This window comes from Protaetiibacter intestinalis (genome assembly GCF_003627075.1).
Lineage (GTDB): Bacteria > Actinomycetota > Actinomycetes > Actinomycetales > Microbacteriaceae > Homoserinibacter > Homoserinibacter intestinalis.
In genome coordinates this window covers 2,688,434-2,712,433 of sequence record NZ_CP032630.1, presented here as the reverse complement: position 1 = coordinate 2,712,433, position 24,000 = coordinate 2,688,434, and the positions used below count along the sequence as shown (strand labels likewise).

General features: G+C 70.5%; 26 protein-coding genes. 15 read left to right on the top strand and 11 right to left on the bottom strand.

Going from position 1 to position 24,000, the window contains the following annotated elements:
- Window positions 1-66 precede the first annotated feature (66 nt).
- Genes sufB through D7I47_RS12805 form a run of 5 tightly spaced genes read left to right on the top strand, consistent with a single transcriptional unit; the run spans window position 67 to window position 4,105 of the window.
- Entirely contained in the window at window positions 67-1,485 is a 1,419-nt protein-coding gene (gene sufB, locus D7I47_RS12825) for a Fe-S cluster assembly protein SufB (RefSeq protein ID WP_120763420.1), read from the top strand.
- Entirely contained in the window at window positions 1,486-2,655 is a 1,170-nt protein-coding gene (gene sufD / locus D7I47_RS12820; protein ID WP_405083438.1) for a Fe-S cluster assembly protein SufD, read from the top strand.
- Window positions 2,652-2,978: a non-heme iron oxygenase ferredoxin subunit gene (locus D7I47_RS12815; RefSeq protein WP_120763419.1), complete on the top strand. Its 327-nt coding sequence runs from the start codon at window positions 2,652-2,654 to the stop codon at window positions 2,976-2,978. Before sufD ends, D7I47_RS12815 begins: the two co-directional genes overlap by 4 nt.
- An 11-nt stretch (window positions 2,979-2,989) precedes the next feature.
- Window positions 2,990-3,748, top strand: coding sequence for a Fe-S cluster assembly ATPase SufC (gene sufC, locus D7I47_RS12810; RefSeq protein ID WP_120763418.1), 759 nt, complete (start codon window positions 2,990-2,992; stop codon window positions 3,746-3,748).
- Between the two features lie 27 nt (window positions 3,749-3,775).
- Window positions 3,776-4,105 carry a metal-sulfur cluster assembly factor gene (locus D7I47_RS12805; RefSeq protein ID WP_120763417.1) on the top strand — a complete coding sequence of 110 codons (330 nt, stop codon included), beginning with the start codon at window positions 3,776-3,778 and terminating at the stop codon, window positions 4,103-4,105.
- Between the two features lie 57 nt (window positions 4,106-4,162).
- Here the strand turns inward: D7I47_RS12805 and D7I47_RS12800 are convergent, their stop codons facing one another.
- Window positions 4,163-4,777 carry a biotin transporter BioY gene (locus D7I47_RS12800; RefSeq protein ID WP_120763416.1) on the bottom strand — a complete coding sequence of 205 codons (615 nt, stop codon included), beginning with the start codon at window positions 4,775-4,777 and terminating at the stop codon, window positions 4,163-4,165.
- Window positions 4,778-4,895: 118 nt separating this feature from the next.
- Here D7I47_RS12800 and D7I47_RS12795 point away from each other — a divergent pair, with 118 nt between their 5' ends.
- Window positions 4,896-6,494, top strand: coding sequence for an ABC-F family ATP-binding cassette domain-containing protein (locus D7I47_RS12795; RefSeq protein WP_120763415.1), 1,599 nt, complete (start codon window positions 4,896-4,898; stop codon window positions 6,492-6,494).
- Here D7I47_RS12795 and D7I47_RS12790 read toward each other — a convergent pair.
- The 3 genes from D7I47_RS12790 to D7I47_RS15190 are packed head-to-tail and all read right to left on the bottom strand — an operon-like array spanning window position 6,491 to window position 7,778.
- A complete protein-coding gene (locus tag D7I47_RS12790) occupies window positions 6,491-7,345 on the bottom strand; it encodes an SURF1 family cytochrome oxidase biogenesis protein (RefSeq protein ID WP_120763414.1) in 855 nt (284 codons plus the stop codon). The genes D7I47_RS12795 and D7I47_RS12790 overlap by 4 nt on opposite strands.
- Complete coding sequence (locus tag D7I47_RS12785) at window positions 7,342-7,575, bottom strand: hypothetical protein (RefSeq protein WP_405083437.1); 234 nt, start codon at window positions 7,573-7,575, stop codon at window positions 7,342-7,344. The genes D7I47_RS12790 and D7I47_RS12785 overlap by 4 nt, the downstream gene beginning before the upstream one ends.
- Window positions 7,572-7,778, bottom strand: coding sequence for a DUF3099 domain-containing protein (locus tag D7I47_RS15190; protein WP_264371273.1), 207 nt, complete (start codon window positions 7,776-7,778; stop codon window positions 7,572-7,574). The genes D7I47_RS12785 and D7I47_RS15190 overlap by 4 nt, the downstream gene beginning before the upstream one ends.
- Before the next feature lie 112 nt (window positions 7,779-7,890).
- Between D7I47_RS15190 and fabG the strand changes: the two genes are divergently transcribed.
- Entirely contained in the window at window positions 7,891-8,598 is a 708-nt protein-coding gene (fabG, locus tag D7I47_RS12775) for a beta-ketoacyl-ACP reductase (RefSeq protein ID WP_120763412.1), read from the top strand.
- Window position 8,599: 1 nt separating this feature from the next.
- Here fabG and serB read toward each other — a convergent pair whose 3' ends face one another.
- Together serB and glgC are read right to left on the bottom strand one after the other, a co-directional pair.
- Window positions 8,600-9,238, bottom strand: coding sequence for a phosphoserine phosphatase SerB (gene serB / locus D7I47_RS12770; protein WP_120763411.1), 639 nt, complete (start codon window positions 9,236-9,238; stop codon window positions 8,600-8,602).
- 45 nt (window positions 9,239-9,283) lie between these two features.
- Window positions 9,284-10,525 (bottom strand): glucose-1-phosphate adenylyltransferase, encoded by a 1,242-nt coding sequence (glgC, locus tag D7I47_RS12765; protein ID WP_120763410.1) that lies wholly within the window; start codon window positions 10,523-10,525, stop codon window positions 9,284-9,286.
- 47 nt (window positions 10,526-10,572) lie between these two features.
- On the opposite strand from glgC, the gene glgA reads away from it, so the two are divergent.
- The 3 genes from glgA to D7I47_RS12750 all read left to right on the top strand — a co-directional run bounded on the left by glgA (window position 10,573) and on the right by D7I47_RS12750 (window position 12,877).
- The gene (gene glgA / locus D7I47_RS12760; protein WP_120763409.1) at window positions 10,573-11,757 is read left to right on the top strand and encodes a glycogen synthase; all 1,185 of its coding nucleotides are present in this window, start codon (window positions 10,573-10,575) and stop codon (window positions 11,755-11,757) included.
- Window positions 11,758-11,769: 12 nt separating this feature from the next.
- Window positions 11,770-12,558, top strand: a complete 789-nt coding sequence (locus D7I47_RS12755; RefSeq protein ID WP_120763408.1) for an ABC transporter ATP-binding protein — start codon at window positions 11,770-11,772, stop codon at window positions 12,556-12,558.
- A 70-nt stretch (window positions 12,559-12,628) separates the two neighbouring features.
- Entirely contained in the window at window positions 12,629-12,877 is a 249-nt protein-coding gene (locus tag D7I47_RS12750; RefSeq protein ID WP_120763407.1) for a type B 50S ribosomal protein L31, read from the top strand.
- A 64-nt stretch (window positions 12,878-12,941) separates the two neighbouring features.
- On the opposite strand, the gene D7I47_RS15275 is transcribed toward D7I47_RS12750, so the two are convergent.
- Window positions 12,942-14,438, bottom strand: a complete 1,497-nt coding sequence (locus D7I47_RS15275) for an exonuclease domain-containing protein (RefSeq protein ID WP_120763406.1) — start codon at window positions 14,436-14,438, stop codon at window positions 12,942-12,944.
- 32 nt (window positions 14,439-14,470) lie between these two features.
- Window positions 14,471-16,198 (bottom strand): maltose alpha-D-glucosyltransferase, encoded by a 1,728-nt coding sequence (gene treS / locus D7I47_RS12740; RefSeq protein WP_120763405.1) that lies wholly within the window; start codon window positions 16,196-16,198, stop codon window positions 14,471-14,473.
- Window positions 16,199-16,248: 50 nt separating this feature from the next.
- Here treS and D7I47_RS12735 point away from each other — a divergent pair, with 50 nt between their 5' ends.
- Complete coding sequence (locus D7I47_RS12735; protein WP_120763404.1) at window positions 16,249-17,157, top strand: alpha/beta fold hydrolase; 909 nt, start codon at window positions 16,249-16,251, stop codon at window positions 17,155-17,157.
- Window positions 17,154-18,236 carry a glycosyltransferase family 4 protein gene (locus tag D7I47_RS12730; RefSeq protein WP_120763403.1) on the top strand — a complete coding sequence of 361 codons (1,083 nt, stop codon included), beginning with the start codon at window positions 17,154-17,156 and terminating at the stop codon, window positions 18,234-18,236. The genes D7I47_RS12735 and D7I47_RS12730 overlap by 4 nt, the downstream gene beginning before the upstream one ends.
- Window positions 18,237-18,287: 51 nt before the next feature.
- Here D7I47_RS12730 and D7I47_RS12725 read toward each other — a convergent pair whose 3' ends face one another.
- From D7I47_RS12725 to D7I47_RS12715, 3 genes are read right to left on the bottom strand one after another with little or no spacing between them, the layout of a single operon-like run.
- Window positions 18,288-18,746, bottom strand: coding sequence for a YbaK/EbsC family protein (locus D7I47_RS12725; RefSeq protein ID WP_120763402.1), 459 nt, complete (start codon window positions 18,744-18,746; stop codon window positions 18,288-18,290).
- Window positions 18,746-19,399 (bottom strand): histidine phosphatase family protein, encoded by a 654-nt coding sequence (locus D7I47_RS12720; RefSeq protein ID WP_120763401.1) that lies wholly within the window; start codon window positions 19,397-19,399, stop codon window positions 18,746-18,748. The genes D7I47_RS12725 and D7I47_RS12720 overlap by 1 nt, the downstream gene beginning before the upstream one ends.
- A 20-nt stretch (window positions 19,400-19,419) precedes the next feature.
- Entirely contained in the window at window positions 19,420-20,277 is an 858-nt protein-coding gene (locus D7I47_RS12715; protein WP_120763400.1) for a Sir2 family NAD-dependent protein deacetylase, read from the bottom strand.
- A gap of 75 nt (window positions 20,278-20,352) precedes the next feature.
- Here D7I47_RS12715 and D7I47_RS12710 point away from each other — a divergent pair, with 75 nt between their 5' ends.
- From D7I47_RS12710 to D7I47_RS12700, 3 genes are all read left to right on the top strand, one after another.
- Complete coding sequence (locus tag D7I47_RS12710) at window positions 20,353-21,153, top strand: TrmH family RNA methyltransferase (protein WP_120763399.1); 801 nt, start codon at window positions 20,353-20,355, stop codon at window positions 21,151-21,153.
- 9 nt (window positions 21,154-21,162) lie between these two features.
- On the top strand, window positions 21,163-22,692 hold the full coding sequence (locus tag D7I47_RS12705) for an APC family permease (protein ID WP_120763398.1): 1,530 nt from the start codon (window positions 21,163-21,165) through the stop codon (window positions 22,690-22,692).
- 67 nt (window positions 22,693-22,759) lie between these two features.
- Complete coding sequence (locus D7I47_RS12700) at window positions 22,760-23,995, top strand: D-alanyl-D-alanine carboxypeptidase family protein (RefSeq protein WP_120763397.1); 1,236 nt, start codon at window positions 22,760-22,762, stop codon at window positions 23,993-23,995.
- The last annotated feature ends 5 nt before the right edge of the window (window positions 23,996-24,000 follow it).

The following is a 24,000-nucleotide window of genomic DNA, read 5'->3' as shown; positions in this document are numbered from 1 at the left end:
GCGTCCAGCCACCCGGAATGCCGACACGAGCGGAATGGTTCGCTTCGGTGGAAGAGAGGTAGCCCCATGTCAGACGTGCTCATCGACCGTCCGGAACTCTCGAGCCTCGGCCAGTACGAATTCGGCTGGTCGGACTCCGACGCGGCAGGCGCCTCCGCCCGACGCGGGCTCAACGAGGAGGTCGTCGCCGACATCTCCCGCCTCAAGGACGAGCCCGAGTGGATGCTGCAGAACCGTCTCAAGGCTCTCAAGATCTTCGGCATGAAGCCCATGCCCACCTGGGGCGCCGACCTCACGGGCATCGACTTCGACAACATCAAGTACTTCGTGCGCTCCACCGAGAAGCAGGCCCAGAGCTGGGAGGAGCTTCCGGAGGACATCAAGAACACCTACGAGAAGCTCGGCATCCCGGAGGCGGAGCGTCAGCGCCTCGTCGCGGGCGTCGCCGCCCAGTACGAGTCCGAGGTGGTCTACCACCAGATCCGCGAGGACCTCGAGGCGCAGGGCGTCATCTTCCTCGACACCGACACGGCGCTCAAGGAGCACCCGGAGATCTTCCAGGAGTACTTCGGCACCGTCATCCCCTCGGGCGACAACAAGTTCGCGGCGCTCAACACGGCCGTCTGGTCGGGCGGTTCGTTCGTGTACGTGCCGAAGGGCGTGCACGTCGAGATCCCGCTGCAGGCCTACTTCCGCATCAACACCGAGAACATGGGCCAGTTCGAGCGGACGCTCATCATCGCCGACGAGGGCTCGTACGTGCACTACATCGAGGGCTGCACGGCGCCGATCTACAAGTCGGACTCGCTGCACTCGGCCGTTGTCGAGATCATCGTCAAGAAGAACGCCCGCGTGCGGTACACGACGATCCAGAACTGGTCGAACAACGTCTACAACCTGGTCACCAAGCGCGCGATCGCCCACGAGGGCGCCACGATGGAGTGGATCGACGGCAACATCGGCTCCAAGGTGACGATGAAGTACCCCTCGATCTTCCTCGTGGGGGAGCACGCCAAGGGCGAGACCCTGTCGGTCGCCTTCGCGGGCCCCGGCCAGCACCAGGACGCCGGCGCCAAGATGATCCACATGGCGCCGTACACCACGAGCTCCATCGTCTCGAAGTCGATCGCCCGTGGCGGCGGCCGCGCGGGTTACCGCGGTGAGGTGCGGGTGGATGCCAACGCGCACCACGCCGCCAACACGGTGCGCTGCGATGCGCTGCTCGTCGACACGATCTCGCGCTCCGACACCTACCCGGCGATCGACATCCGTGTCGACGACGTGCAGCTCGGCCACGAGGCGACCGTCTCGCGCGTCTCCGAGGAGCAGCTGTTCTACCTGCAGTCCCGCGGCATGCCCGAGGACGAGGCGATGGCGATGATCGTGCGTGGGTTCATCGAGCCCATCGCGCGCGAGCTGCCGATGGAGTACGCACTCGAACTCAACAAGCTCATCGAGATGAGCATGGAAGGCAGCGTCGGCTAAGTGAGCACCCCCGTTCAGACTGAACAGCACGGCCTGACGGAGCACTCGCACGGAGGGTGGGCGACCGCGCCCGTCCAGACCCGTTCGGAGCGCTTCGCCTCGACCGCGCACGACGAGTTCCCCGAGGTCACCGGTCGCGAGGCGATCTGGAAGTTCAGCCCCGTCGACCGGCTCCGCGGTCTCATCGACGGTGAACTCGACGGCTCGCCCTACGCGGTCCTGTACCCGGAGGCGGCGGGCACCACCGTCGAGTGGGTCGACCGCAGCCACGAGCTCGTCGGCACCGCCGGCACCCCCGAGGACCGCGCTGCCGCGAACGCCTGGACGAGCTTCGAGAAGGCCCTGCACATCCGTCTGGACGGTGAGGCCGAGACGCTCACCGTGACCCGCACCGGCCTCGGGGATGCGCCGCGCGCCGCGCACACGCTCATCACGGCCGCCGCGGGTGCCACCGGGCTCATCGTGCTCGACAGCCAGGGTGACGCGCGGCTCACCGAGAACCTCGAGATCGTGCTCGAGGCCGACGCGAACATCACGGTGGTCTCGGTGCAGGAGTGGGACGACACCGCGCTGCACCTCGCGAGCCAGTTCGCCCGCATCGGGCACGGCGCGACCCTCACCCACATCATCGTGTCGCTCGGCGGCTCCGTCGTGCGGGTCAACCCCTCCGCCCACCTCGCCGAGGAGGGCGCGGAGGCCGAGCTGTACGGCGTCTACTTCGCGGATGCCGGCCAGCACCTCGAGCAGCAGGTCTACGTGCACCACGACGCCCCGCACACCCGCAGCCGGGTCACCTACAAGGGCGCGCTGAACGGCGAGGGCGCGCACACCGTCTGGATCGGCGACGTGCTCATCGGCCGCGACGCGACCGGCACCGACACCTACGAGCAGAACCGCAACCTCGTGCTCTCCGACGGCACCCGCGCCGATTCGATCCCGAACCTCGAGATCGAGACGGGCGACATCGAGGGCGCCGGGCACGCCTCCGCGACCGGTCGCTTCGACGACGAGCAGCTGTTCTACCTGCAGGCGCGCGGCATCCCCGAGGACGAGGCCCGTCGCCTCGTCGTGCTGGGCTTCCTCAGCGAGATCGTCCAGAAGATCGGCGAGCCGGTGCTCGAGGCGCGCCTGCACGAGGCCCTCGAGGCGGAACTGCAGGCGGCCCGATGAGCGCTCAGAAGGTGTGCGGCGTCGAGGAGCTCTCACCCGCGACCGCGCGTCGCGTCGTCCTGGACGGTGTCGCGATCGCCGTCGTGCGGGACTCCGCGGGCGAGGTGCACGCCATCGGCGACACCTGCACCCACGGCGACATCTCGCTCTCCGAGGGTTTCGTGGAGGACGACGGCCTCGAGTGCTGGGCGCACGGGTCGAAGTTCTCGTTCGCCACCGGCAAGCCCCTGAACCTCCCGGCCTACGAGCCGGTCCCCGTCTTCGCGGTCGAGATCATCGACGGCGACGTGTACATCGACCCGGCCGTGCGGCTCGCGGTCTGAAAGGCCACATCATGTCCACTCTGGAAATCCGCGACCTCAAGGTCTCGATCGAGACCGACCAGGGCACCAAGCACATCCTCAAGGGCGTCGACCTGACGATCAACGAGGGCGAGATCCACGCCGTCATGGGCCCCAACGGCTCGGGCAAGTCGACGCTCGCGTACACGATCGCCGGCCACCCCCGCTACACCGTCGAGGGCGGCTCGATCACCTTCGACGGCCAGGACGTGCTCGCGATGAGCGTCGACGAGCGCGCCCGTGCGGGCCTGTTCCTCGCGATGCAGTACCCCGTCGAGATCCCCGGCGTCACCGTCACCAACTTCCTGCGCACCGCGAAGACCGCGATCGACGGCGAGGAGCCCTCGATCCGTCACTGGGGCGCGACCGTGAAGGATGCGATGGGCAAGCTGCGCATGGACCCGTCGTTCGCCGCGCGCAACGTCAACGAGGGCTTCTCGGGCGGCGAGAAGAAGCGCCACGAGATCCTGCAGCTCGAACTGCTGAAGCCCAAGTTCGCGATCCTCGACGAGACCGACTCGGGCCTCGACGTCGACGCGCTCAAGATCGTCTCGGAGGGCGTGAACCGCGCCCATGAGGAGACCGGGCTCGGTGTGCTGCTCATCACGCACTACACGCGCATCCTCCGCTACATCACCCCCGACTTCGTGCACGTCTTCGTCGACGGCAAGGTCGCCGAGGAGGGCGGACCGGAGCTCGCCGAGCGCCTCGAGGACGAGGGCTACGACCGCTACCTCGTCGCCCAGGCGTGAGCCGGGCGACCCGCGTAGCCTAGACGCATGCCCACGTCGCTCGAACCCGCGCTCTTCGACCAGGTCGAGGAGGGGCTGAAGGACGTCATCGACCCCGAGCTCGGGGTCAACATCGTCGACCTCGGCCTCGTCTACGACCTCGCCTGGGACGACGAGAACGACGCCCTCATCATCTCGATGACGCTCACCTCGGCCGGCTGCCCGCTCACCGACGTCATCGAGGAGCAGGTGTCGCAGTCGCTCGACGGCATCGTCGAGCGCTTCCGCATCAACTGGGTATGGATGCCGCCGTGGGGTCCCGAGCGGATCACCGACGACGGCCGCGACATGATGCGCGCTATCGGCTTCTCGATCTGACACCGACCACACGACGAAGGCCCACGGGTCCCCGTGGGCCTTCGTCGATGGTGGAGCCTAGGCGTCGCGGCGCTCGGCGAGTCGGTTCGCACCCCACCACGCGGCGGGAAGCAGGAGTGCCGCGATCACGGCCTTGATCACGCCGCCGATGATGAACGGGTAGAGGCCCCACTCGAAGGTCTGCTGCAGCGTGGCGCCGGTGACGACCGCGAGCCAGGGCAGGCCGATGGCGAACACGACGAGCGATCCGCCGACGAACGTCGCGAGCGCCTTGAAGAACTTGCGGTCCCAGGTGCGCTCCGAGAGCCAGCCGACGAGCGCGGCCGCCGGGATGAAGCCGAGGATGTAGCCGAAGCTGGGGGCCGCAAGGGCGGCGAGCCCCGTCAGGTGGCTGCCGTCGTCCTGCGGGGCGTAGAACGGCAGACCCGCGAACCCGAGGAGCGCGTAGAGCAGCAGGGCCGCTCCGCCGCGGACGCTTCCGAGCGTGGCGCCGACGAGCAGCACCGCGAGGGTCTGACCGGTGATCGGCACGGGCCAGAGCGGGATCGTCACCTGGGCGAGCAGCGCCGTGAAGAGCGCGCCACCGGCGACGAGCGCGATGTCGGTGACGATGCCGCGCGGCAGCACACGGTCGGCGAGGACGAGACGGGGGGCGGGGGAGATGGCGGTCATGAGGTCCTTCGTGGTGTGGCCGTCACGGGGAATGGGCGCTCAGGCCCTCCGGTTAGACTAGCGGGCTGGCTCACTCGAGCCGTTTGTCCCCATCCTCCCGAAGAAACGGACCCTTGCTGTGCTCGCCGTGCATGATCTCGAGATCCGGGTGGGCGCACGCACCCTCATGTCGGAGGTGACCTTCCGGGTCGACAAGGGCGACAAGGTGGGACTCGTGGGCCGCAACGGCGCCGGCAAGACCACCCTCACCAAGACGCTCGCGGGGGAGACCCTGCCGACGGCCGGCAAGATCGACCGCACGGGCGAGATCGGCTACCTCCCGCAGGATCCGCGGTCCGGCGACCCCGAGGACACCGCGCGCACCCGCATCCTCGACGCGCGCGGACTCGGCCGCGTCGTGCAGGAGCTGCGGCAGGCGACCGAGGACATGGCGAGCACGGACGCCGCCACGAGCGAGGCTGCGATGGCCCGCTACGGGCGCCTCGAGGACCGCTTCCTCGCCCTCGGCGGGTACGCGGCCGAGGCGGAGGCCGCGGCGATCGCCTCCAACCTGGCGCTGCCCGACCGCATCCTCGACCAGCAGCTGAAGACGCTCTCCGGCGGCCAGCGCCGCCGCATCGAGCTCGCGCGGATCCTGTTCTCGGGCGCCGAGACGATGATCCTCGACGAGCCCACCAACCACCTCGACGCCGACTCGGTCGTCTGGCTGCGGGAGTTCCTCAAGGCCTACCAGGGCGGGGTGATCGTGATCTCGCACGACGTCGACCTCGTCGAGGAGGTCGTCAACAAGGTGTTCTACCTGGACGCGAACCGCCAGGTCATCGACATCTACAACATGGGGTGGAGGAACTACCTCAAGCAGCGCGAGGCCGACCAGGAGCGGCGCAAGAAGGAACGCGCCAACGTCGAGAAGAAGGCGACCGCCCTGCAACTGCAGGCGGCCCGCTTCGGGGCGAAGGCCTCGAAGGCCGCCGCCGCGCACCAGATGGTCGCGCGCGCGGAGAAGATGCTCTCGGGGCTCGAGGAGGAGCGCGCCGTCGACCGTGTCGCGAAGCTGCGCTTCCCGGATCCGGCGCCGTGCGGCAAGACGCCCATCACGGCGACCGACCTCTCGAAGTCCTACGGCTCGCTCGAGATCTTCACGGCCGTCGACCTCGCGATCGACCGCGGCTCCAAGGTCGTGGTGCTCGGGCTCAACGGCGCGGGCAAGACCACGCTGCTGCGCATCCTCGCGGGCGTCGACCGTCCCGACACCGGCCACGTCGAACCGGGGCACGGCCTGCGCATCGGCTACTACGCGCAGGAGCACGAGACGATCGACGTGAACCGCACGGTGCTGCAGAACATGGTCGCCGCCTCCCCGAACCTCACCGAGACCGAGGCGCGCAAGGTGCTCGGCTCGTTCCTCTTCACGGGGGATGACGGGCACAAGCTCGCCGGTGTGCTCTCGGGCGGCGAGAAGACGCGCCTCGCCCTCGCCATGATCGTCGTCTCGGGTGCCAACGTGCTGCTGCTCGACGAGCCGACGAACAACCTCGACCCGGCCTCCCGCGAGGAGATCCTCGGAGCCCTCGCCGGCTACTCCGGGGCCGTCGTGCTCGTCTCCCACGACGAGGGCGCCGTGGAGGCGCTCAACCCCGAGCGCGTGCTCATCCTGCCGGACGGCGTCGAGGACCACTGGAACCCCGACTACGCGGAGCTCATCGCGATCAGCTAGGGCGAGCGGGCGTCGAGGATGGCGTCCTCGGCGTCGGCGTCGGCGTCGTCGTGCCGGCGGCGCGGGGCCCGGGCGGCGGCCTGCTCCTCGGCCGGCAGCGCGGCGATCCGCCTCTCGCGACGCCACGCCCAGAACAGGCCGATGAAGGCGAGCACGCCGAAGGCGATCCACTGCAGGGCGTAGGACAGGTGCGGACCCTCGTCCTCCTCGGGGCGCACCGCCGGATACGGCATGTCGTCGACCGCGGGATCCTCGCTCGCGAGCACCCCGTAGGCGCCCGTGAAGCCGTCGACGCCGAGCGCCTCCACGATGCCGGCGACGTCGATCGACGGGATCTGCCCGGCCGGCGCGGTGCGTCCGGGCAGCGCGGGTTCGGCGGGCCGCAGCCGCGCGACCACCGTGACCTCGCCCTCCTGTGGCTGCGGGATGTGGTCGGGTGTCGCATCCGCGGAGTCGCCCACGGGCAGCCAGCCGCGATCCACGATCACCACGGCGCCGTCGTCGAGCCGGAAGGGCACGAGCTGCTCGAAGCCGGGGCTGCCGCCGCGCACCCGGTTGCGCACGAGCAGTTGGTCGCCCGCGAGATACTCGCCCTCGAGCAGCACGGGAGTCCACTCGTCCTCCGGGTCCCAGGCGTCGAGTTCCGGCAGCACCTCGGCGAGCGGTCGCGGATCGGCGTCGAAGTTGCGTTCCACGCGCTGGATCTCGGCCACCGTCTCGGCGCGCCGGGCCCACTGCCACCACGACAGCAGCCCGCAGGCGAGGGCGAACACGACCGTGAGCGCGAGGTACGCACCCCAGCGGCGCCAGCCCGTCACGGGGGCGTGACGGCTCTCGGATGCGGTGCTCATGCGCGATCCGGAACCCGGTCGAGCTCCTCGTCGAGGGCGGTGGTCTGCACAGGGAAGCCGCGCGTCGCGAGGTAGTCGGCGAGCCTCGCGCGGTGCGCGTCGCAGGCGAGCCACACCTTCACGCGCTCCGGACCGTGGATCCGGGGGTTGCGCCAGTTCACCCGCGTCGTCGCGTCCGCGGTGCAGCCCGCGGCGGAGCAGCGCATCCCCGGGTCGCCGAACCCGATCACCGCTCGTCCTCCCGGCGCGGGACGATGGCGCCCGGACGCTGCACGGTGCCCCGACCGGTGCGCACGTTGTTGGCGACGACGACGGCGAAGTACGGCAGGAAGATGGCCCCCGCGGCCGGCAGCAGCGCCCACCACCCCGGCACGACGAGGCAGAGCGCGATGCACACGACGCGGATGGACATCGCGACCGTGTACTTGATCATGCGCGATCGCCGCTCGAGCTCGGGCGCGAGGGGGAGCTCGGTGACGGTGTGGGGATGCGTGCGACTGGCGATGCCTCCAGGGTACGCGCGTGCGCCGGTAGGCTCCTGAACCATGACTTCTCGCACCGTCCTCGTCACCGGAGGCAACCGCGGCATCGGTTTCGCGATCGCCTCCGAGTTCCTCGCCCAGGGTCACCGCGTCGCCGTCACGGCACGCTCGGGGGAGGGACCGGAGGGCGCGCTCACGGTGCGCGCAGACGTCACCGACGCCGCGTCGCTCGACGCCGCCTTCACCGAGGTGGAGGAGAAGCTCGGCCCCGTGGAGGTCGTGGTCGCGAACGCGGGGATCACCCGCGACACGCTGCTGCTGCGGATGAGCGACGACGACTTCACCCAGGTGATCGACACGAACCTCTCGGGCGCGTTCCGCGTCGTCAAGCGCGCCTCGAAGGGCATGCTCAAGGCGCGGTTCGGGCGCGTCATCCTCGTCTCGAGCGTCGTGGGCCTCCTCGGCAGCGCGGGGCAGGTGAACTACGCCGCCTCGAAGGCGGGGCTCGTGGGGATCGCGCGATCGCTCACCCGCGAGCTCGGTTCCCGCGGCATCACGGCCAACGTCGTCGCCCCCGGCTTCATCGAGACCGACATGACGGCCGAACTGCCGGAGGAGCAGCAGAAGCAGTACCTCTCGCAGATCCCCGCCGGCCGCTTCGCGTCACCGGTCGAGGTGGCGCGCGTCATCGCCTGGCTGGCGTCCGACGACGCCGGCTACATCTCCGGCGCCGTGATCCCCGTCGACGGCGGCCTCGGAATGGGGCACTGAGCTAGCGCGACAGCCCGATCAGCGGCAGCAGCATCGACAGGTCGCGCTCGTCGAGCAGCACGTCGGCGACGTCGCGCACCGGCGCCTTCGCATCGAAGCCCACCGACAGCCCGGCGAGGGCCATCATCGGCAGGTCGTTGGCGCCGTCGCCGACAGCGAGGGTCTGCGCGATCGGGAGGCCGGCGGCATCCGCCCACTCCTGAAGCGCCTCCGCCTTCGCGGCCGCGTCGATGATCGGCGGGATGACGCGCCCCGTGAGCCGGCCGTCGACCACCTCGAGGCGGTTGGCCCGCCAGTGGTCGAGCCCGAGCCGCTCCGCGAGCGGATCGATGACCTCGTGGAAGCCCCCCGAGACGACCGCGACGCGACCGCCCGCCGCGTGCACGGCCGCGATCATGGCCGGGACGCCGTGCGTGACCGTGACCCGCGCACCCACCTCGGCGAACACCGACTCGGGCAGCCCGGCGAGGGTCGCCACCCGTTCCCGCAGGCTCTCGGCGAAGTCGAGCTCCCCGTTCATGGCCCGGAAGGTGACCTCGGCGACCGCCTCACGGGTTCCCGCGGCATCCGCGAGCAGTTCGATCACCTCGTCCTCGATGAGGGTGGAGTCGACATCGAGCACGACGAGGAAGCGGGCCATGGGGTGCGGGTCTCCGGGGGTGCGAGGGATGCGAGGGAGGCGTCGTCAGTCGACGTGGACGCCCTTGCCCACGACCGTGATGCCCGACTCGGTGACCGTGAAGCCGCGGAGCCGGTCGGCCTCGTGGTCGACGCCGACGCTCGCGCCGGGGGCGACGACGACGTCCTTGTCGAGGATAGCGCGGCGCACGGTGGCGTTCGCGCCGATCGCGACCCGCTCGAAGACCACGGCATCCGTCACCTGCGCCCCGGATTCGATCGTCACCCACGGACCCAGCACCACGCGCTCGAGGTGGCCGCCGGAGACGACGCAGCCGAGCGAGACGATCGAGTCGATCGCCGTGCCGACGGCGTTCTTGCCGTCGCGGACGAACTTCGCGGGCGGGGAGTTGAGCTGCTGGCTGTAGATCGGCCAGTCCTGGTTGTAGAGGTTGAAGACCGGCAGGGCCGAGATGAGGTCCTGGTGCGCCTCGAAGAACGACTCGATCGTGCCGACGTCACGCCAGTAGTAGCGGTCGCGGTCGGTGGCGCCCGGCACGTCGTTGCGGTTCAGGTCGTAGACGGCCGCCTCACCGCGCGAGACGAAGTCGGGCACGATGTCGCCGCCCATGTCGTGGTTGGAGTCGGCGCGGGAGCCGTCGCGCTGCACCGCGTCGATGAGCACGTCGGCGTCGAAGACGTAGTTGCCCATCGAGGCGAGCACCTCGCCGGGGGAGTCGGCGAGGCCCACCGCATCCTTCGGCTTCTCGCGGAAGGCGGCGATGCGGGTCGGATCCTTCGGGTCGAGCTCGATGATGCCGAACTGGTCGGCGAGCGAGATCGGCTGGCGGATCGCGGCGACCGTGACGCCCGCGCGGGCCTCGATGTGGGCGCGGATCATCTGGCTGAAGTCCATGCGGTACACGTGGTCGGCGCCGACCACCACGACGATGTCGGGCTTCTCGTCGCGCAGCAGGTTGAGGCTCTGCAGGATGGCGTCGGCGGAGCCTGAGAACCAGCGCTTGCCGAGACGCTGCTGTGCCGGAACCGACGCGACGTAGGCGCCCAGCATCCCCGACAGCCGCCAGGTCTGCGAGACGTGCCGGTCGAGGGAGTGCGACTTGTACTGGGTGAGCACGACGATCTGCCGCAGCCCCGAGTTGATGAGGTTCGACAGCGCGAAGTCGATGAGCCGGTAGCCGCCCCCGAAGGGCACCGCGGGCTTGGCCCGGTCGGCCGTCAACGGCATCAGCCTCTTCCCTTCGCCACCTGCGAGGACGATGCCGAAGATCTTGGGCGCTGCTGCCATGGCACAACAGTAGGACAGCCACCAGGGGTGTACTAGCGTCGACAGGCATGCGAGTCGATGTTCTGAGCCGTGAGTATCCGCCCGAGGTCTACGGGGGCGCCGGGGTGCACGTGGCGGAGCTCGTGGCGGCCCTGCGGCACGACGTCGACGTCGTCGTCCGCTGCTTCGGACTTCCCCGCGACGAGCCGCATACCTACGCCTACCTGGTGCCGCCGCAGCTCACCTCGGCGAACCCGGCACTCGCCACCCTCGGCGTCGACCTGCAGATGGCCGAGGATGTCGCGGGCGCCGACCTCGTGCACTCGCACACCTGGTACGCGAACGCCGCGGGGCATCTCGCCAAGCTGCTGCACGGCATCCCGCACGTCGTCACCGCCCACTCCCTCGAGCCGTTGCGCCCCTGGAAGGCGGAACAGCTCGGCGGCGGCTACCGCGTCTCGAGCTGGATCGAGCAGACCGCGTTCGAGGCGGCGGATGCCGTGATCGCGGTGAGCGCCGGCATGCGTGCCGACATCCTGCGCAGCTACCCGGACATCGACCCCGCCAAGGTGCATGTCGTGCACAACGGCATCGACCTGGAGCGCTGGAAGCCGACCGAGGACGCGGCCGTGCTCGAGCGCCACGGCATCGACCCGGAGCGGCGCAGCGTCGTGTTCGTCGGCCGCATCACGCGCCAGAAGGGCCTGCCGTACCTGCTCGAGGCGGCCCGGCGGCTCGACCCCGACGTGCAGCTCGTGCTGTGCGCGGGCGCGCCCGACACGCCCGAGATCCTCGAGGAGGTGCAGCGCGGCGTCGCCGTGCTGCAGGAGGAGCGCGAGGGCGTCGTGTGGATTGAGGAGATGCTGCCGCAGCCGGAGCTCGCGGCCGTGCTCACCTCGGGCACCGTGTTCGTGTGCCCCTCGGTGTACGAGCCGCTCGGGATCGTCAACCTCGAGGCGATGGCGTGCGGGCTGCCGGTGGTCGGGACCGCGACGGGCGGCATCCCCGAGGTCGTGGCCGACGGGCTCACCGGGCGCCTCGTGCCCATCGAGCAGCTCGCCGACGGCACGGGCACGCCCGTCGACCCGGAGCGATTCGTCTCCGACCTCGCGGCGGTCCTGAACGAGGTGCTCGCCGATCCGACCGCCGCCCGGCTCATGGGCGAGGCGGGACGGCTGCGCGCGGAGGCCGAGTTCAGCTGGGCGAGCATCGCCGAGCGCACCCGCCGGGTCTACGAGACCCTCGCGCACTAGGCTGGAGCCATCATGGTGCGGGTGCTGGAGCTCTCTGACGTCTCGGTGGTGCGTGACGGGAACGTCATCCTCGACCACATCGACTGGACCGTCGAGTCGGAGGACCGCTGGGTGGTGCTCGGGCCGAACGGCGCCGGCAAGACCACGCTGCTGAACATCGTCTCGGCGAGCATGCATCCCTCCTCGGGCGTCGCCCGGGTGCTCGGGGAGCAGCTCGGCCGCGTCGACGTCTTCGAACTGCGTCCCCGGATCGGCTTCGCCTCGACGGCGACCTCGCGCCGCATCCCGCCGGACGAGACCGTGTTCGACGCCGTGCTGACGGCGGCCTACGCGGTCACCGGGCGCTGGAACGAGGAGTACGAGGAGGTCGACACCCGCCGCGCCGAGCGCGTCATGCGCGAGTGGCGACTTGAGGGGCTGCGCGATCGCCGCTACGGCACGCTCTCGGACGGGGAGCAGAAGCGGGTGCAGATCGGCCGCTCCGTCATGACGGACCCCGAGCTGCTGCTGCTCGACGAACCCGCCGCGAGCCTCGACCTCGGCGCTCGCGAGGAGCTCGTGCAGCTGCTCGGCGCCTACGCCTCCTCGGGCGAGGCGCCCGGGATGGTCATGGTGACCCACCACGTCGAGGAAATCCCGGCCGGCTTCACCCACGCGCTGCTGCTCGCCGGCGGCCGCGTGCACGCCGCGGGGCCGATCTCCGAGATCATCACGGGGGAGCGGCTCTCGGAGGCCTTCGGGCTCTCGCTCGTCGTCTCGACGAGCGAAGACGGTCGCTTCGCGGCCCGAGCGCAGTCCTGACGTCTGCTAGACTCGACAGTCGGCCCATCGGGCCCGCGAACTTTCCCATCCATTCCGACTGAGGTACCTCATGAAGACCGACATCCACCCCGACTACCAGGCGATCGTCTTCCGCGATCTGGCGAGCGGCGAGACCTTCCTCACCCGTTCGACCCTCACGAGCGACAAGACCATCGAGCTGGACGGTGAGACCTACCCGGTCGTCGACGTCGAGATCTCGTCCGCCTCGCACCCCTTCTACACGGGCAAGCAGCGCATCCTCGACAGCGCCGGCCGCGTCGAGAAGTTCAACACGCGCTACAAGAACTTCGGCAAGTAAGCCTCCGGTTCACCTGCGCACAGGGCCCCGTCTTCGGACGGGGTCCTGTTGCATGTGGGGACGGTCAGAACCCGAAGGCCTGCGCGCGGCGACGCTCCCAGAGCGGCAGCAGCTCGTCGAGCGTGAGCGGCGCCACGTCGACGCCGTCGAGGTCGAGGTCCGGATCGTCGACCCAGAGCAGCTCCTCGATCTCACCGGCGGCCGCGACGTCGCCGTCGACCGTCATCGCGAAGACCGCCGCGAGCACGACGGTGTCGTCCTCGTTGGCCGCGACGGCACGGAACAGGCCCAGGTACTCGGCGGCGGTCAGGTCGAGCTCGACCCCGATCTCCTCCGCGAGCTCGCGGGTGAGCGCGTCGATCGCGCTCTCGCCCTCCTCGATCTTGCCGCCCGGTTGCATGAAGTGGGTCGTGCCGCTCTTGCGCACGAGCAGCGTGCGTCCGTCGCCGTCGGTCACGATGGCCGCGGCGATCCGCAGCACCGCGGGCTTCGCACCCGTGGCCTCGTCGGCCGCCTCGGGCTCGTCGGCCGCCTCGGGCTCGTCGGCCGCCTCGGGCTCGTCGGCCGACACCGGCTCGGATGACTCCGCGACGTCGTCCGCCGGCTCCGGCGCCGGCTCGACGAGATCCGGCTGCTCGAGCACGTCCGGCTGATCCGCCGTGTCGAGAACGGGCGGCTCGCTCGTCGGCACAAGCCCCGGGTAGGCATCCCGCGGGTCGGGCGGGCCCGCCTCGAGGCCCCGAGGGGCGTCGGGTGCGGGGGCGAGCTGGAGCCCCAGCGGGCGGCTGAAGTCGATGATCGGCACCCGGCCCTGGCGCGGCTCCAACGGCGGGATCGGCTGCGTGTCGCGGTAGGCGCCCGGATGCGCGGGGTACTTCACGGGCCAGGCCGTGGAAGCAGTGAACGACTCGTCGCCCTTCTGACGGCGGATGTAGTCCTGGAAGCGCGCGGCCTGCTCGGCGTACCAGATGCTCTGACGCCCGTGCAGATCCGAGATCGGCAGGTCGAGCTCCTCGGGGAAGGCGGCCCGCAGAGCCTGGGCGACCCGCCCGGCGGCGATGGCATCCGCACCCGCGTCGTGAGCGTCGTCGAGCACGACCCCGTAGCGCTGCGCGGCGACCTCGAGGGTGCGCTTGCCCTTGCGATACCGATCGACGGCCTTGTCGAGCACGAGCGGATCGATCACGGGAGCCGGGTCGGCGAGGGGCTCGAGCTCGTTCCGGCGGCACTCGCGGTCGAGCAGCGAGAGGTCGTAGGGCGCGTTGTAGACGACCACCGGGATGCCGAGGCCGAACAGGGTGCGCAGGGTCTGGGTGATCTCGGCCACGACGACCTCGGTCGGGCGGCCCTCGGCGCGCGCCCGCTCGGTCGTGATGCCGTGCACCTCGGATGCGGCATCCGGGATCTCGACGCCGGGATCGGCCAGCCAGTCCCAGCGCTGCACGACCTCCCCGGCGCCGTCGAGCACCGCGATGCAGGCGGTCACGATGCGCGCGCTCTCCACGTCGACGCCCGTCGTCTCGAGGTCGAACACGCCCAGGCGATCGGCCCAATCGGTCATGCCCGAAGCATATGGGCGCGGTCGGACGCCGCTCAGAAGGCGCGCGGAAGCGTCGTGCGGGGTTCTCCGAGGTGCAGCCAGTAGAAGCTCTGGGTGGCGAGGGTGAGGGTCAGGATGCCGTCGTCGCCGACGGCGGGGAACGCGCCGCCGCCGAACAGGTCGAACATCGGCACGCCCTCGTCGCCCGAGAACGCGATCGACACCGACACCGGGTTGTGCGAGAACGAGAACACGCACAGCACGCGCTCGGGCGCGTCGCCGAACTGGGTACCGGAGCCCTCGTACTCGCGCACGAACGCGAGCACCGACTCGTGGTTGGTCCGCAGCACGCGGATCGTGCCGAGACCGAAGGTGGGATGGGCCTTCCGCACGTGGATGACGTTGCGGATCCAGTGCAGCAGAGAGCGCGACTGGGCCAGCTGCGACTCGACGTTGACGAGCGAGTAGTTGTAGACGAGCGACTGCACGACCGGCAGGTAGAGCTTGCCGGGGTCGGCGGTCGAGAAACCGGCGTTGCGGTCGGGGGTCCACTGCATGGGGGTGCGGGAGGCGTCGCGGTCCGGCAACCAGATGTTGTCGCCCATGCCGATCTCGTCGCCGTAGTAGAGGAACGGCGAACCCGGCAGCGAGAACAGCAGGGCGTGGGCGAGCTCGAGCTCGGCGCGCGAGTTGTCCAGCAGCGGCGCGAGGCGGCGACGGATGCCGACGTTCACGCGCATCCGCGGGTCGTAGGCGTACCAGCCGTACATCGCCTGCCGGTACTCCTCGGAGACCATCTCGAGCGTCAGCTCGTCGTGGTTGCGCAGGAACACGCCCCATCCGGCGCCGTGGGGCACCTCGGTCGTCTCGGACAGCACCCGGGTGAGCTCCTGCGCGGACTGCGCGCGCAGCGAGTAGAAGATGCGCGGCATGACGGGGAAGTCGAACGCCATGTGGCACTGGGGCTCCTCGTCGGTGCCCATGAAGTTGACCACCTCGGCGGGCCACTGGTTCGCCTCCGCGATCATCACCCGGCCCGGGTACTCCTCGTCCATCATGCGGCGCACGGAGCGGATGAACTCGTGGGTCTCCGGCTCGCCCTCGCCCGAGCCCTCCTCCGACTCGTAGAGGTAGGGGATGGCATCGAGCCGGAAGCCGTCGACACCGAGGTCCATCCAGAACCGGATGATGTCGAAGACCGCCGCGTGCACCGCGGGGTTGCGGTAGTTGAGGTCGGGCTGGTGCGAGAAGAAGCGGTGGAAGTAGAACTGGCGCCGCTCGGCGTCGAAGGCCCAGTTGGAGTCCTCGTAGTCGGTGAAGATGATGCGGACGTTCGGGTAGCCCTCGTCCGTGTCGCGCCACACGTAGAAGTCACCGTAGGGGCCCTCGGGGTCGCTGCGGGACTGCTGGAACCACTCGTGCTGGTCCGAGGTGTGGTTGAGCGGGAGGTCGATGATGATGCGCATGTTGCGCTCGTGCGCCTTCGTCACGAGCTCGCGGAACTCGTCGAGGGTGCCGAACTCCGGAAGGATCTGCCGGTAGTCGGCCACGTCGTAGCCGCCGTCGCGCAGCGGCGACTGGTAGATCGGCGGGATCCACAGCGCGTCCACGCCGAGCCACTGCAGGTAGTCGAGCTTCTGGATGAGGCCGCCGAGGTCGCCCGAGCCGTCGCCGTTGGAGTCGACGAAGGAGCGCACCATGACCTCGTAGAAGACCGCCCGCCGGTACCAGTGCGGGTCGAGGGTGAGGCCGGGCAGCGTGATGGGAGCCGTGAACGTCACCGTCCGAGTCTGTCACCGGATGCCGGGTGCGCGCGCCTAGAATCGCTGAGATGGCCGTCCCGACCCCACACGCCGAGGCGCTCGCCCGTATCCCGGTGAGGACGCGCGAGGCCCAGATCCTCGGCTCGACGACCCGTTTCGAGGACTTCGGCCCGGAGGACGCCCGCGACGTCGTCGTGCTCGTGCACGGCTACCGTGGCGACCACCACGGTCTCGAGGCGGTCATCGCGCGGCTCGACGGCATCCGCGTCATCAGCCCCGACCTGCCGGGGTTCGGCGACTCGACGCCCCTGACGGAGGCGCCGCACTCGATCGCGGGCTACGGGCGCTGGCTCGCCGCGTTCATCGAGGAGCTCGGCCTCGACGAGCCGCCGGTCGTGCTCGGTCACTCCTTCGGCTCGATGGTGAGCTCGCACGCGATCGCCGACGGTCTGCCGGCACGCGCGCTCATCCTGCTGAACCCGATCTCCTCGAACCCGAAGGTCGCGGCCGGGCGGATCATCACGACCCTCACCCGCGGCTTCTACGCTGTCTCGCGTGCGCTGCCCGCGCCCGTCGCGCGGCTCTGGCTCGGCAACTGGCTCATCGTGCAGTTCATGAGCATGTCGCTCGTCACGAACGACGACCCGACGCTCACGAAGTGGATCCACGAGGAGCACCACCGCTACTTCAACGGGTTCTCGGATCCGCGCACCGTCGCCGAGGCATTCCGCGCCTCGGTCAGCACCGAGGTGGGGGAGGCGGCCCCGCGGGTGAGCGTGCCGACCCTCATGATCGCCGGCGAACTCGACCGGATCGCTCCGCTGCCGGGCCAGCACGCGACGGTGGGGCTGTTCCCCGACGGTCGGCTCATCGTCGTGGAGGGCGTCGGGCACCTCGCGCACTACGAGACCCCGGGCGCCGTCGCGACCGCGATCCGGGGGTTCCTCGCCGAGCTGTCCACCGGGTCCTCGCGGTGAGGATCCTCGTCGACTGCCGCTACACGCGTTTCCCGCGGCACGACGGCATCAGCCGCTACACGGCGAACCTCGTCGCGGCGCTCGCGCCGCTCGCCGCCGAGGCGGGGCACGAACTCGTCATGGTGATCTCGGACGAGGGGCAGCTCGCGATGCTGCCCGAACTGCCGTGGGTGCGCGCGACCGATCCGACGAGTCCGCGTGAGTTCACGATCGCGAGGAGGCTCAACGCCTCCGACCCGGATGTGCTGTTCAGTCCCATGCAGACGATCGGCTCGTGGGGGCGCCGCTTCGGGCTCGTGCTGACGCTGCACGACCTCATCTACTACCGCAACCGCACGCCGCCGCGCGACCTCGCCTGGCCCATCCGGCTGCTGTGGCGTCTGTACCACCTCGCCTGGTGGCCGCAGCGGCTGCTGCTGAACCGCGCCGACGAGGTGGCGACCGTGTCGGCCACGACGCGCGAGCTCATGCGGCGGCATCGCCTCACGGACCGGCCGATCACGATCGTCTCGAACGCCGCCGACCCCGTCGAGACGGATTCCGAGCGCCAGCAGCCTGCCGCCCGCGACATCCTCTACATGGGCTCGTTCATGCCCTACAAGAACGTCGAGACGATCGCGCGGGCCCTGCACGCGCTGCCCGGCTACCGGCTGCACGTGCTGAGCCGCATCGGCGCCGCCGACCGTGCCCGGCTCACCGCGCTCGCGCCCGCCGACGCGCTCGTCGTGCACGACGGCGTCACGGATGCCGAGTACGGCGCGCTGCTCGACGGCGCCTACGCCCTCGCGACGATGTCGCTCGACGAGGGATTCGGGCTGCCGCTCGTGGAGGCGATGGTGCGCGGCACGCCCGTCGTGGTCTCCGACATCCCGATCTTCCGCGAGATCGGGGGAGAGGCGGCCGTCTACGCCGACCCGCGCGACGTGGACGCCGTCGCCGCGGCGCTGCGCTCCCTCGAGGAGCCGGGGGAGTGGGCGCGACGGTCGGCGGCATCCCGGGAGCAGGCACGCTCGTTCGACTGGAGCCGCTCGGCGCACGCCCTGCTCGAGATGCTCGAGCGCGTCGCCCGACGACGCTGACCGGTCGGTTCCTGGCCCCATTCGCGCGATTTGGGGCGAGAAACCGACCGCTCAGGGTCGGACGGAGAGGACCTCGGCGCGGGACAGGCGGACGAGGTCGGCCGGGGCGATGGGGAACACCGAGGAGGCGGTGCCCGCGGCCGCCCACAGGACATCGAGGGCGAGCAGATCCTCGTCGATCACGGTGCGCAGCGGCTCGCGGTGGGCGAGCGGGGGCACGCCGCCGATCGAGTAGCCGGTGGCCTCCTTGACGGTGCGGGCGTCCGCCTTGCCGAGCGCCCCGCCGAGACGGGCGCCGAGCGCGTCGGTGTCGACCCGGTTGGCGCCCGAGACGAGCACGAGCAGCGGTGCGTCGTCGAGCACGAAGACGAGGCTCTTCACGATCGCCGCGACGGGGCAGCCGATCGCATCCGCGGCATCCTGTGCGGTGTGGGTTCCTTCCGGGAACTCGCGCACCTCGACGTCGAGTCCGAGCGCACGCAGCCGCTCCGCGTAGTCCTCCGCGACCATCAGGCCCCGCTCCGCACGAGGGTCTCGCCGTCGTCCTGGGCCTCGACGGCGTTCTGCGCGTCGATGTCCTCGCAGTCGGGCAGCAGCGACTCCTCCTCGAGCGGGTCGTCGAAGGCGATGAGCCGCAGGGCGCCATCCTCGACGCGGAAGCTGTGGACCGAGGCGTTGGTGATGCGCGGATGCTGGGTGCCGGGGTCGGCGGCGTTGAGCACGCCGCGGATCGCGCCCCCGTGGCTCACCACGATGAGCGAGGCCCCCGGATGCTCCTCGGCGAGGGCGAGCAGTGCTCCGACGACCCGCCGGCCGACGTCCTCGCGGGTCTCCTGCCCGGGCGCGCGCACGCCCTCGGGGTAGAGCGCCTCGATCTCGTCGAACGTCATGCCTTCGGCCTGGCCGTAGTCGCGCTCCATGAGGCCGTCGCGGATGCCGAGCTCCGAGATGCCCACCGCCTCGCCGATGATCCGTGCCGTCTCCGCGGCGCGCGAGAGCGGGCTCGTGTAGATCGCGTCCCACCGGCGCCGGGCGAGCAGGGCGCCCGTCTGCCGGGCCTGCTCACGGCCCGCGTCGTTGAGGGGCACGTCGGTGCGGCCCTGGATGCGGCGCGCCGCGTTCCAGTCGGTCTCGCCGTGACGGACGAGGTACAGCTCGGTCATCTCTCCTCCGAGGTTCGAGACTAACCGAGCCTCTCCGCGAGGGCGCCCAGCACCTCGGAGGTGCCCGCGTCGATCTTGAGCCCCGCCCGCTTGTCGCCGCGGGTCTCGCCGCGGTTGACGATGACGATCGGCAGTCGGCGCTTCGCCGCCTGGTCGAGCAGCCGGATGCCGGAGTTCACGACGAGGGACGACCCCGCGATGAGCAGCGCATCCGAGCCGCGCAGGATCGAGCGGGCCGCCGCGAAGACGGTCGACGGCACGAATTCGCCGAAGAAGACGACGTCGGGCTTGAGGATGCCGCCGCAGACCGTGCACGCGGGGATCACCATCCGGTCCACGTAGTCGATCTGCACGTCGCCGTCGGGGCCGGACTGGATCGCATCCGGGAAGTCGAGCCACGGGTTCTCGTGCGTCATGCGGGCGGCGATGTCGCTGCGGGCGAAGGTCTGGCCGCAGGTGAGGCAGCTCACGCGCCGCATCGCGCCGTGCAGCTCGACGACGCGCCGCGAGCCGGCACGGGCGTGCAGGCCGTCGACGTTCTGCGTGATGACGCCCGATACGACACCGGCCTGCTCGAGCTGCGCGAGCGAACGGTGCCCGAGGTTCGGGTCGGCGCTCGAGAAGTGCTGCCACCCGAGATGGCTGCCCGCCCAGTAGCGCTTGCGCGAGCGCTCGTCGGCGAGGAAGGCCGAGAAGTCCATGGGCTTGCGGTGCACGGGCGTGCCGGCCCCGCGGTAGTCGGGGATCCCGGAGTCGGTGGAGACCCCCGCACCGGTGAGCACGGCGATGCGGCGGCCGGCCAGTAGGCGTTCGGCGGCGTCGAGGGCCGGTTGCAGGGTACCCGCGGCGCCGGGCGCGGAGAGCGTGACGATCGACATCGGGCCTCCTTCCGCATTGGCAGCCTACGGGGCGCAGTTTTCGGGCATGTTTCGCCGTGCTGGCAGAATCGGGGCATGCAGCTCGTGCCGGTCGACGACCCCGCCGACCCCCGGCTCACCGACTACCTGCGGCTCACCGACGTCGTGCTGCGGCGGCTGTCGGAGCCGGAGGGCGGCCTCTACATCGCCGAGTCGACGAAGGTGATCCAGCGCGCGCTCGAGGCGGGGCACCGGCCCCGCTCGGTGCTGCTGCAGGAGAAGTGGATCCCGGACCTCGCGCCCCTGCTCGAGGACGTCGACGTCCCGGTGTACGTGGCGCCGCCGCCGCTCCTCGAGGAGATCACGGGTTTCGTGCTGCACCGGGGGGCGCTCGCCTCGATGCACCGGCCCGTGCTGCCGGCGCCCGCCGAGCTGCTGCGCGACGCCCGCCGCGTCGTCGTGCTCGAGGACATCGTCGACCACACCAACGTCGGTGCGATCTTCCGCGCCGTGGCGGGGCTCGGGGCGGATGCCGTGCTCGTCACGCCGCGCTGCGCCGACCCGCTCTACCGGCGTTCGGTGCGGGTGAGCATGGCGGCCGTGCTGCAGATCCCGTGGACGCGGCTGCCGGAGTGGCCGGAAGCGGCCGAGGTGCTGCACGCGAGCGGCTTCGAGATCGCGGCACTCGCCCTCGACGACGACGCCGTGCCGCTCGACGACTACGCCGCCACGGCCCCCGAGCGGGTCGCGCTGCTGCTCGGCACCGAGGGCGACGGCCTGAGCCGCGCGGCCCTGCGGCACGCCGACCGCGTCGTGACGATCCCCATGCAGCGCGGCATCGACTCCCTCAACGTGGCCGCCGCATCCGCCGTCGCCCTGTGGGCGCTGCGGGTGTAGCGTCCAGCCATGACAGCGTCGTCGTCGCCCGCCCCCGCACCCTCCGACGGCAAGGGCCTCGCCCGCGGCCAACTGGGCCTTCTCGGCTCGACGGTCATGGGTCTCGCCTCGACCGCACCCGTCTACTCGCTCGTCGCCACCCTGGGTTTCGTCATCACCGCGGTCGGCGTGCAGGCGCCGATCGCGTTCATCGTCGCGTTCGTGCCGATGCTGTTCATCGCCTTCGCCTACCGCGAGCTCAACCGCGCCGTGCCCGACTGCGGCACGACCTTCACGTGGGCGACCAAGGCCTTCGGGCCGTGGGTGGGATGGCTCGGCGGCTGGGGGGTCGCGGTCGCCGGCATCATCGTGCTCGCCAACCTCGCCCAGATCGCCGGGATCTACTTCTGGCTGCTGATCGGGCAGACCGAGCTCTCCGAGAACACCGTGGTCGTGACGATCACCGGCGTGGTCTTCATCGCGGCGATGGTCTACGTGAGCTACCGGGGTCTCGAGATCGGCGAGCGCCTGCAGAACGTGCTGCTCGGCATCCAGTACCTCGCCCTCGCGCTGTTCGTCGTGTTCGCGGTGGGCAGCGTGTTCGCCGGGACCGCACCCGCGGGAGCCACGCCGGTGTCGCTCGACTGGTTCAACCCGCTCGGATTCGGCTCCTTCGACGGGTTCACGGAGGCCGTGCTGCTCGCGCTGTTCATCTACTGGGGGTGGGACACCTGTCTCGCGCTCAACGAGGAGACCAGGGATCCCAAGCGCATCCCCGGGCAGGCGGCCCTGCTGTCGATCCTCGTGCTCATGTTCACCTACGTCGCCGTCGCGGTCGCCGCGATCGCCTACGCCGGGGTGGATGCGCTGGCCGACCAGGACGACGTGTTCCTCGTCGTCAAGGACGCCCTGTTCGGCCCGTGGGCCTGGTTGCTCGTGCTGGCCGTGCTCATCTCCGCGGTCTCGTCGACGCAGACCACGGTGCTGCCGACCGCACGCGGCACCCTGTCGATGGCCGTGTACCACGCGCTGCCGGCCCGCTTCGGGCAGGTGCACCCGCGGTTCCGCACGCCGGGCTTCTCGACCCTCACGATGGGCATCGTCGCGATCGCCTACTACGTGGGCATGACCTTCGTGAGCGAGAACCTGCTCGCCGACTCCATCTACTCGCTCGGGCTCGCGATCGCGTTCTACTACGCGGTGACCGGGTACGCATGCGTCTGGTACTTCCGGCGGGAGCTGTTCACGAGCGCGTACAACGTGTTCTACAAGTTCCTCTTCCCGCTGCTCGGCGCCGTGCTGCTCACGATCGCGTTCGTGAAGTCGGCGATCGACATGTTCGACCCCGACTACGGCTACACGGTGCTGTTCGGGGTCGGCGGGGTGTTCGTCGTCGGCGTCGGGGCGCTGCTGCTCGGCGTCGTGCTCGCCATCGTGTGGTCGCTGTTCCCCTCCGCGAAGCCGTTCTTCCGGGGTGAGAGCCTCAACGCCGCGACACCCGTGCTCGTGCCGGAGGATCCGGAGACGATCACCCGGTCGGTCGACGGCGGGCGCGCCTGAGCCTCCGCGTCGGGCCCGCCCGTCGCGCCTCGGCGGACTCACGGCGAGGGCACGGAATAATGCTCCGGTGCCCCTCACCCGACGCCAGGTCTACCGTCGACGCCGGATCGCGGTGTTCGGCGGCACGCTCGTGCTGCTGGCGGGACTGAGCTACCTGCCCCTGACACTCCTCGCGCCGGTCGCGGAGCTCGAACCCGCCGTCACGACGCCCGAGGTGGCGCCCGGCACCGCGGTGCAGCTCGCGATGCCGGCCGGCGCCGCATCCGCCATCAGCGCCGTCGGACGCGAGGGCACGCTCGCGCAGGCGGGCTCGGCGGATGCCCTGCCGATGGCGAGCATCACGAAGATCATCACCGCGCTCACGGTGCTCGACGCGCATCCCCTCGGCGCCGACGAGGTCGGCCCGAGCGTCACGATGACGGCCGCCGACGTCGCCCTCTACCGCCGCCTGGACTCCGGGGGCGCCTCCGTGGCGCCCGTGAAGTCGGGCGTCGTCTACACGGAACGCGAGCTCCTCGAGATCATGCTCATCGACTCGGCGGGCAACTACGCGATCACGATCGGCAACTGGGCCTTCGGCTCGCAGGACGCCCTCGTCGCGGCGATGCGCAGCTGGCTCGACGCGCACGGCTTCCCCGGCATCAACGTCGTCGAGCCGACCGGACAGGACGCCCGCAACACCGCGACGGCCGCCGACCTGGTGCGCCTCGGCGAGGCGGCTCTCGCGAACCCGGCCCTCGCCCAGATCGTCGCGATCACCAAGATCGACATCCACGACGTCGGCAAGCTCGAGAACAGCAACAAGCTGCTCGGTGAGGGCGGCGTCGACGGCATCAAGACCGGAACCCTCAACGCCTTCGGCGCCAACCTGTTGTTCTCGGCCGACCTCACGGTGGGGGATGCGCAGATCCCGCTCGTCGGCGTCGTGCTCGGGGCCGCGACCCACGCCGAGCTGAACGCCGGGGTGCGCTCGCTGCTCGCCCAGGTGACCGCCGGCTACCGCGTCGTGCCTCTCATCGCCGCAGGGGATGCCGTCGCCGAGTACGCGACACCGTGGGACACGACGGCCGACGCCGTCGCGGCATCCGCGGCGTCGCTCGTGGTCTGGTCGGACACGCCCATCACCGCGACGGTGACCGCGCAGTCGATCCACCTCGCCGACCGCGGCACGGAGGTCGGTTCGGTCACGTTCACGGCGGGCACGCAGACGGTGACGGTGCCGCTCGACCTCGCCGAGGACGTCGAGGATCCCGGTCCCGGATGGCGGCTCGGGCATCCCGAGATCATCTTCGGGATGCGCTGAGCCCC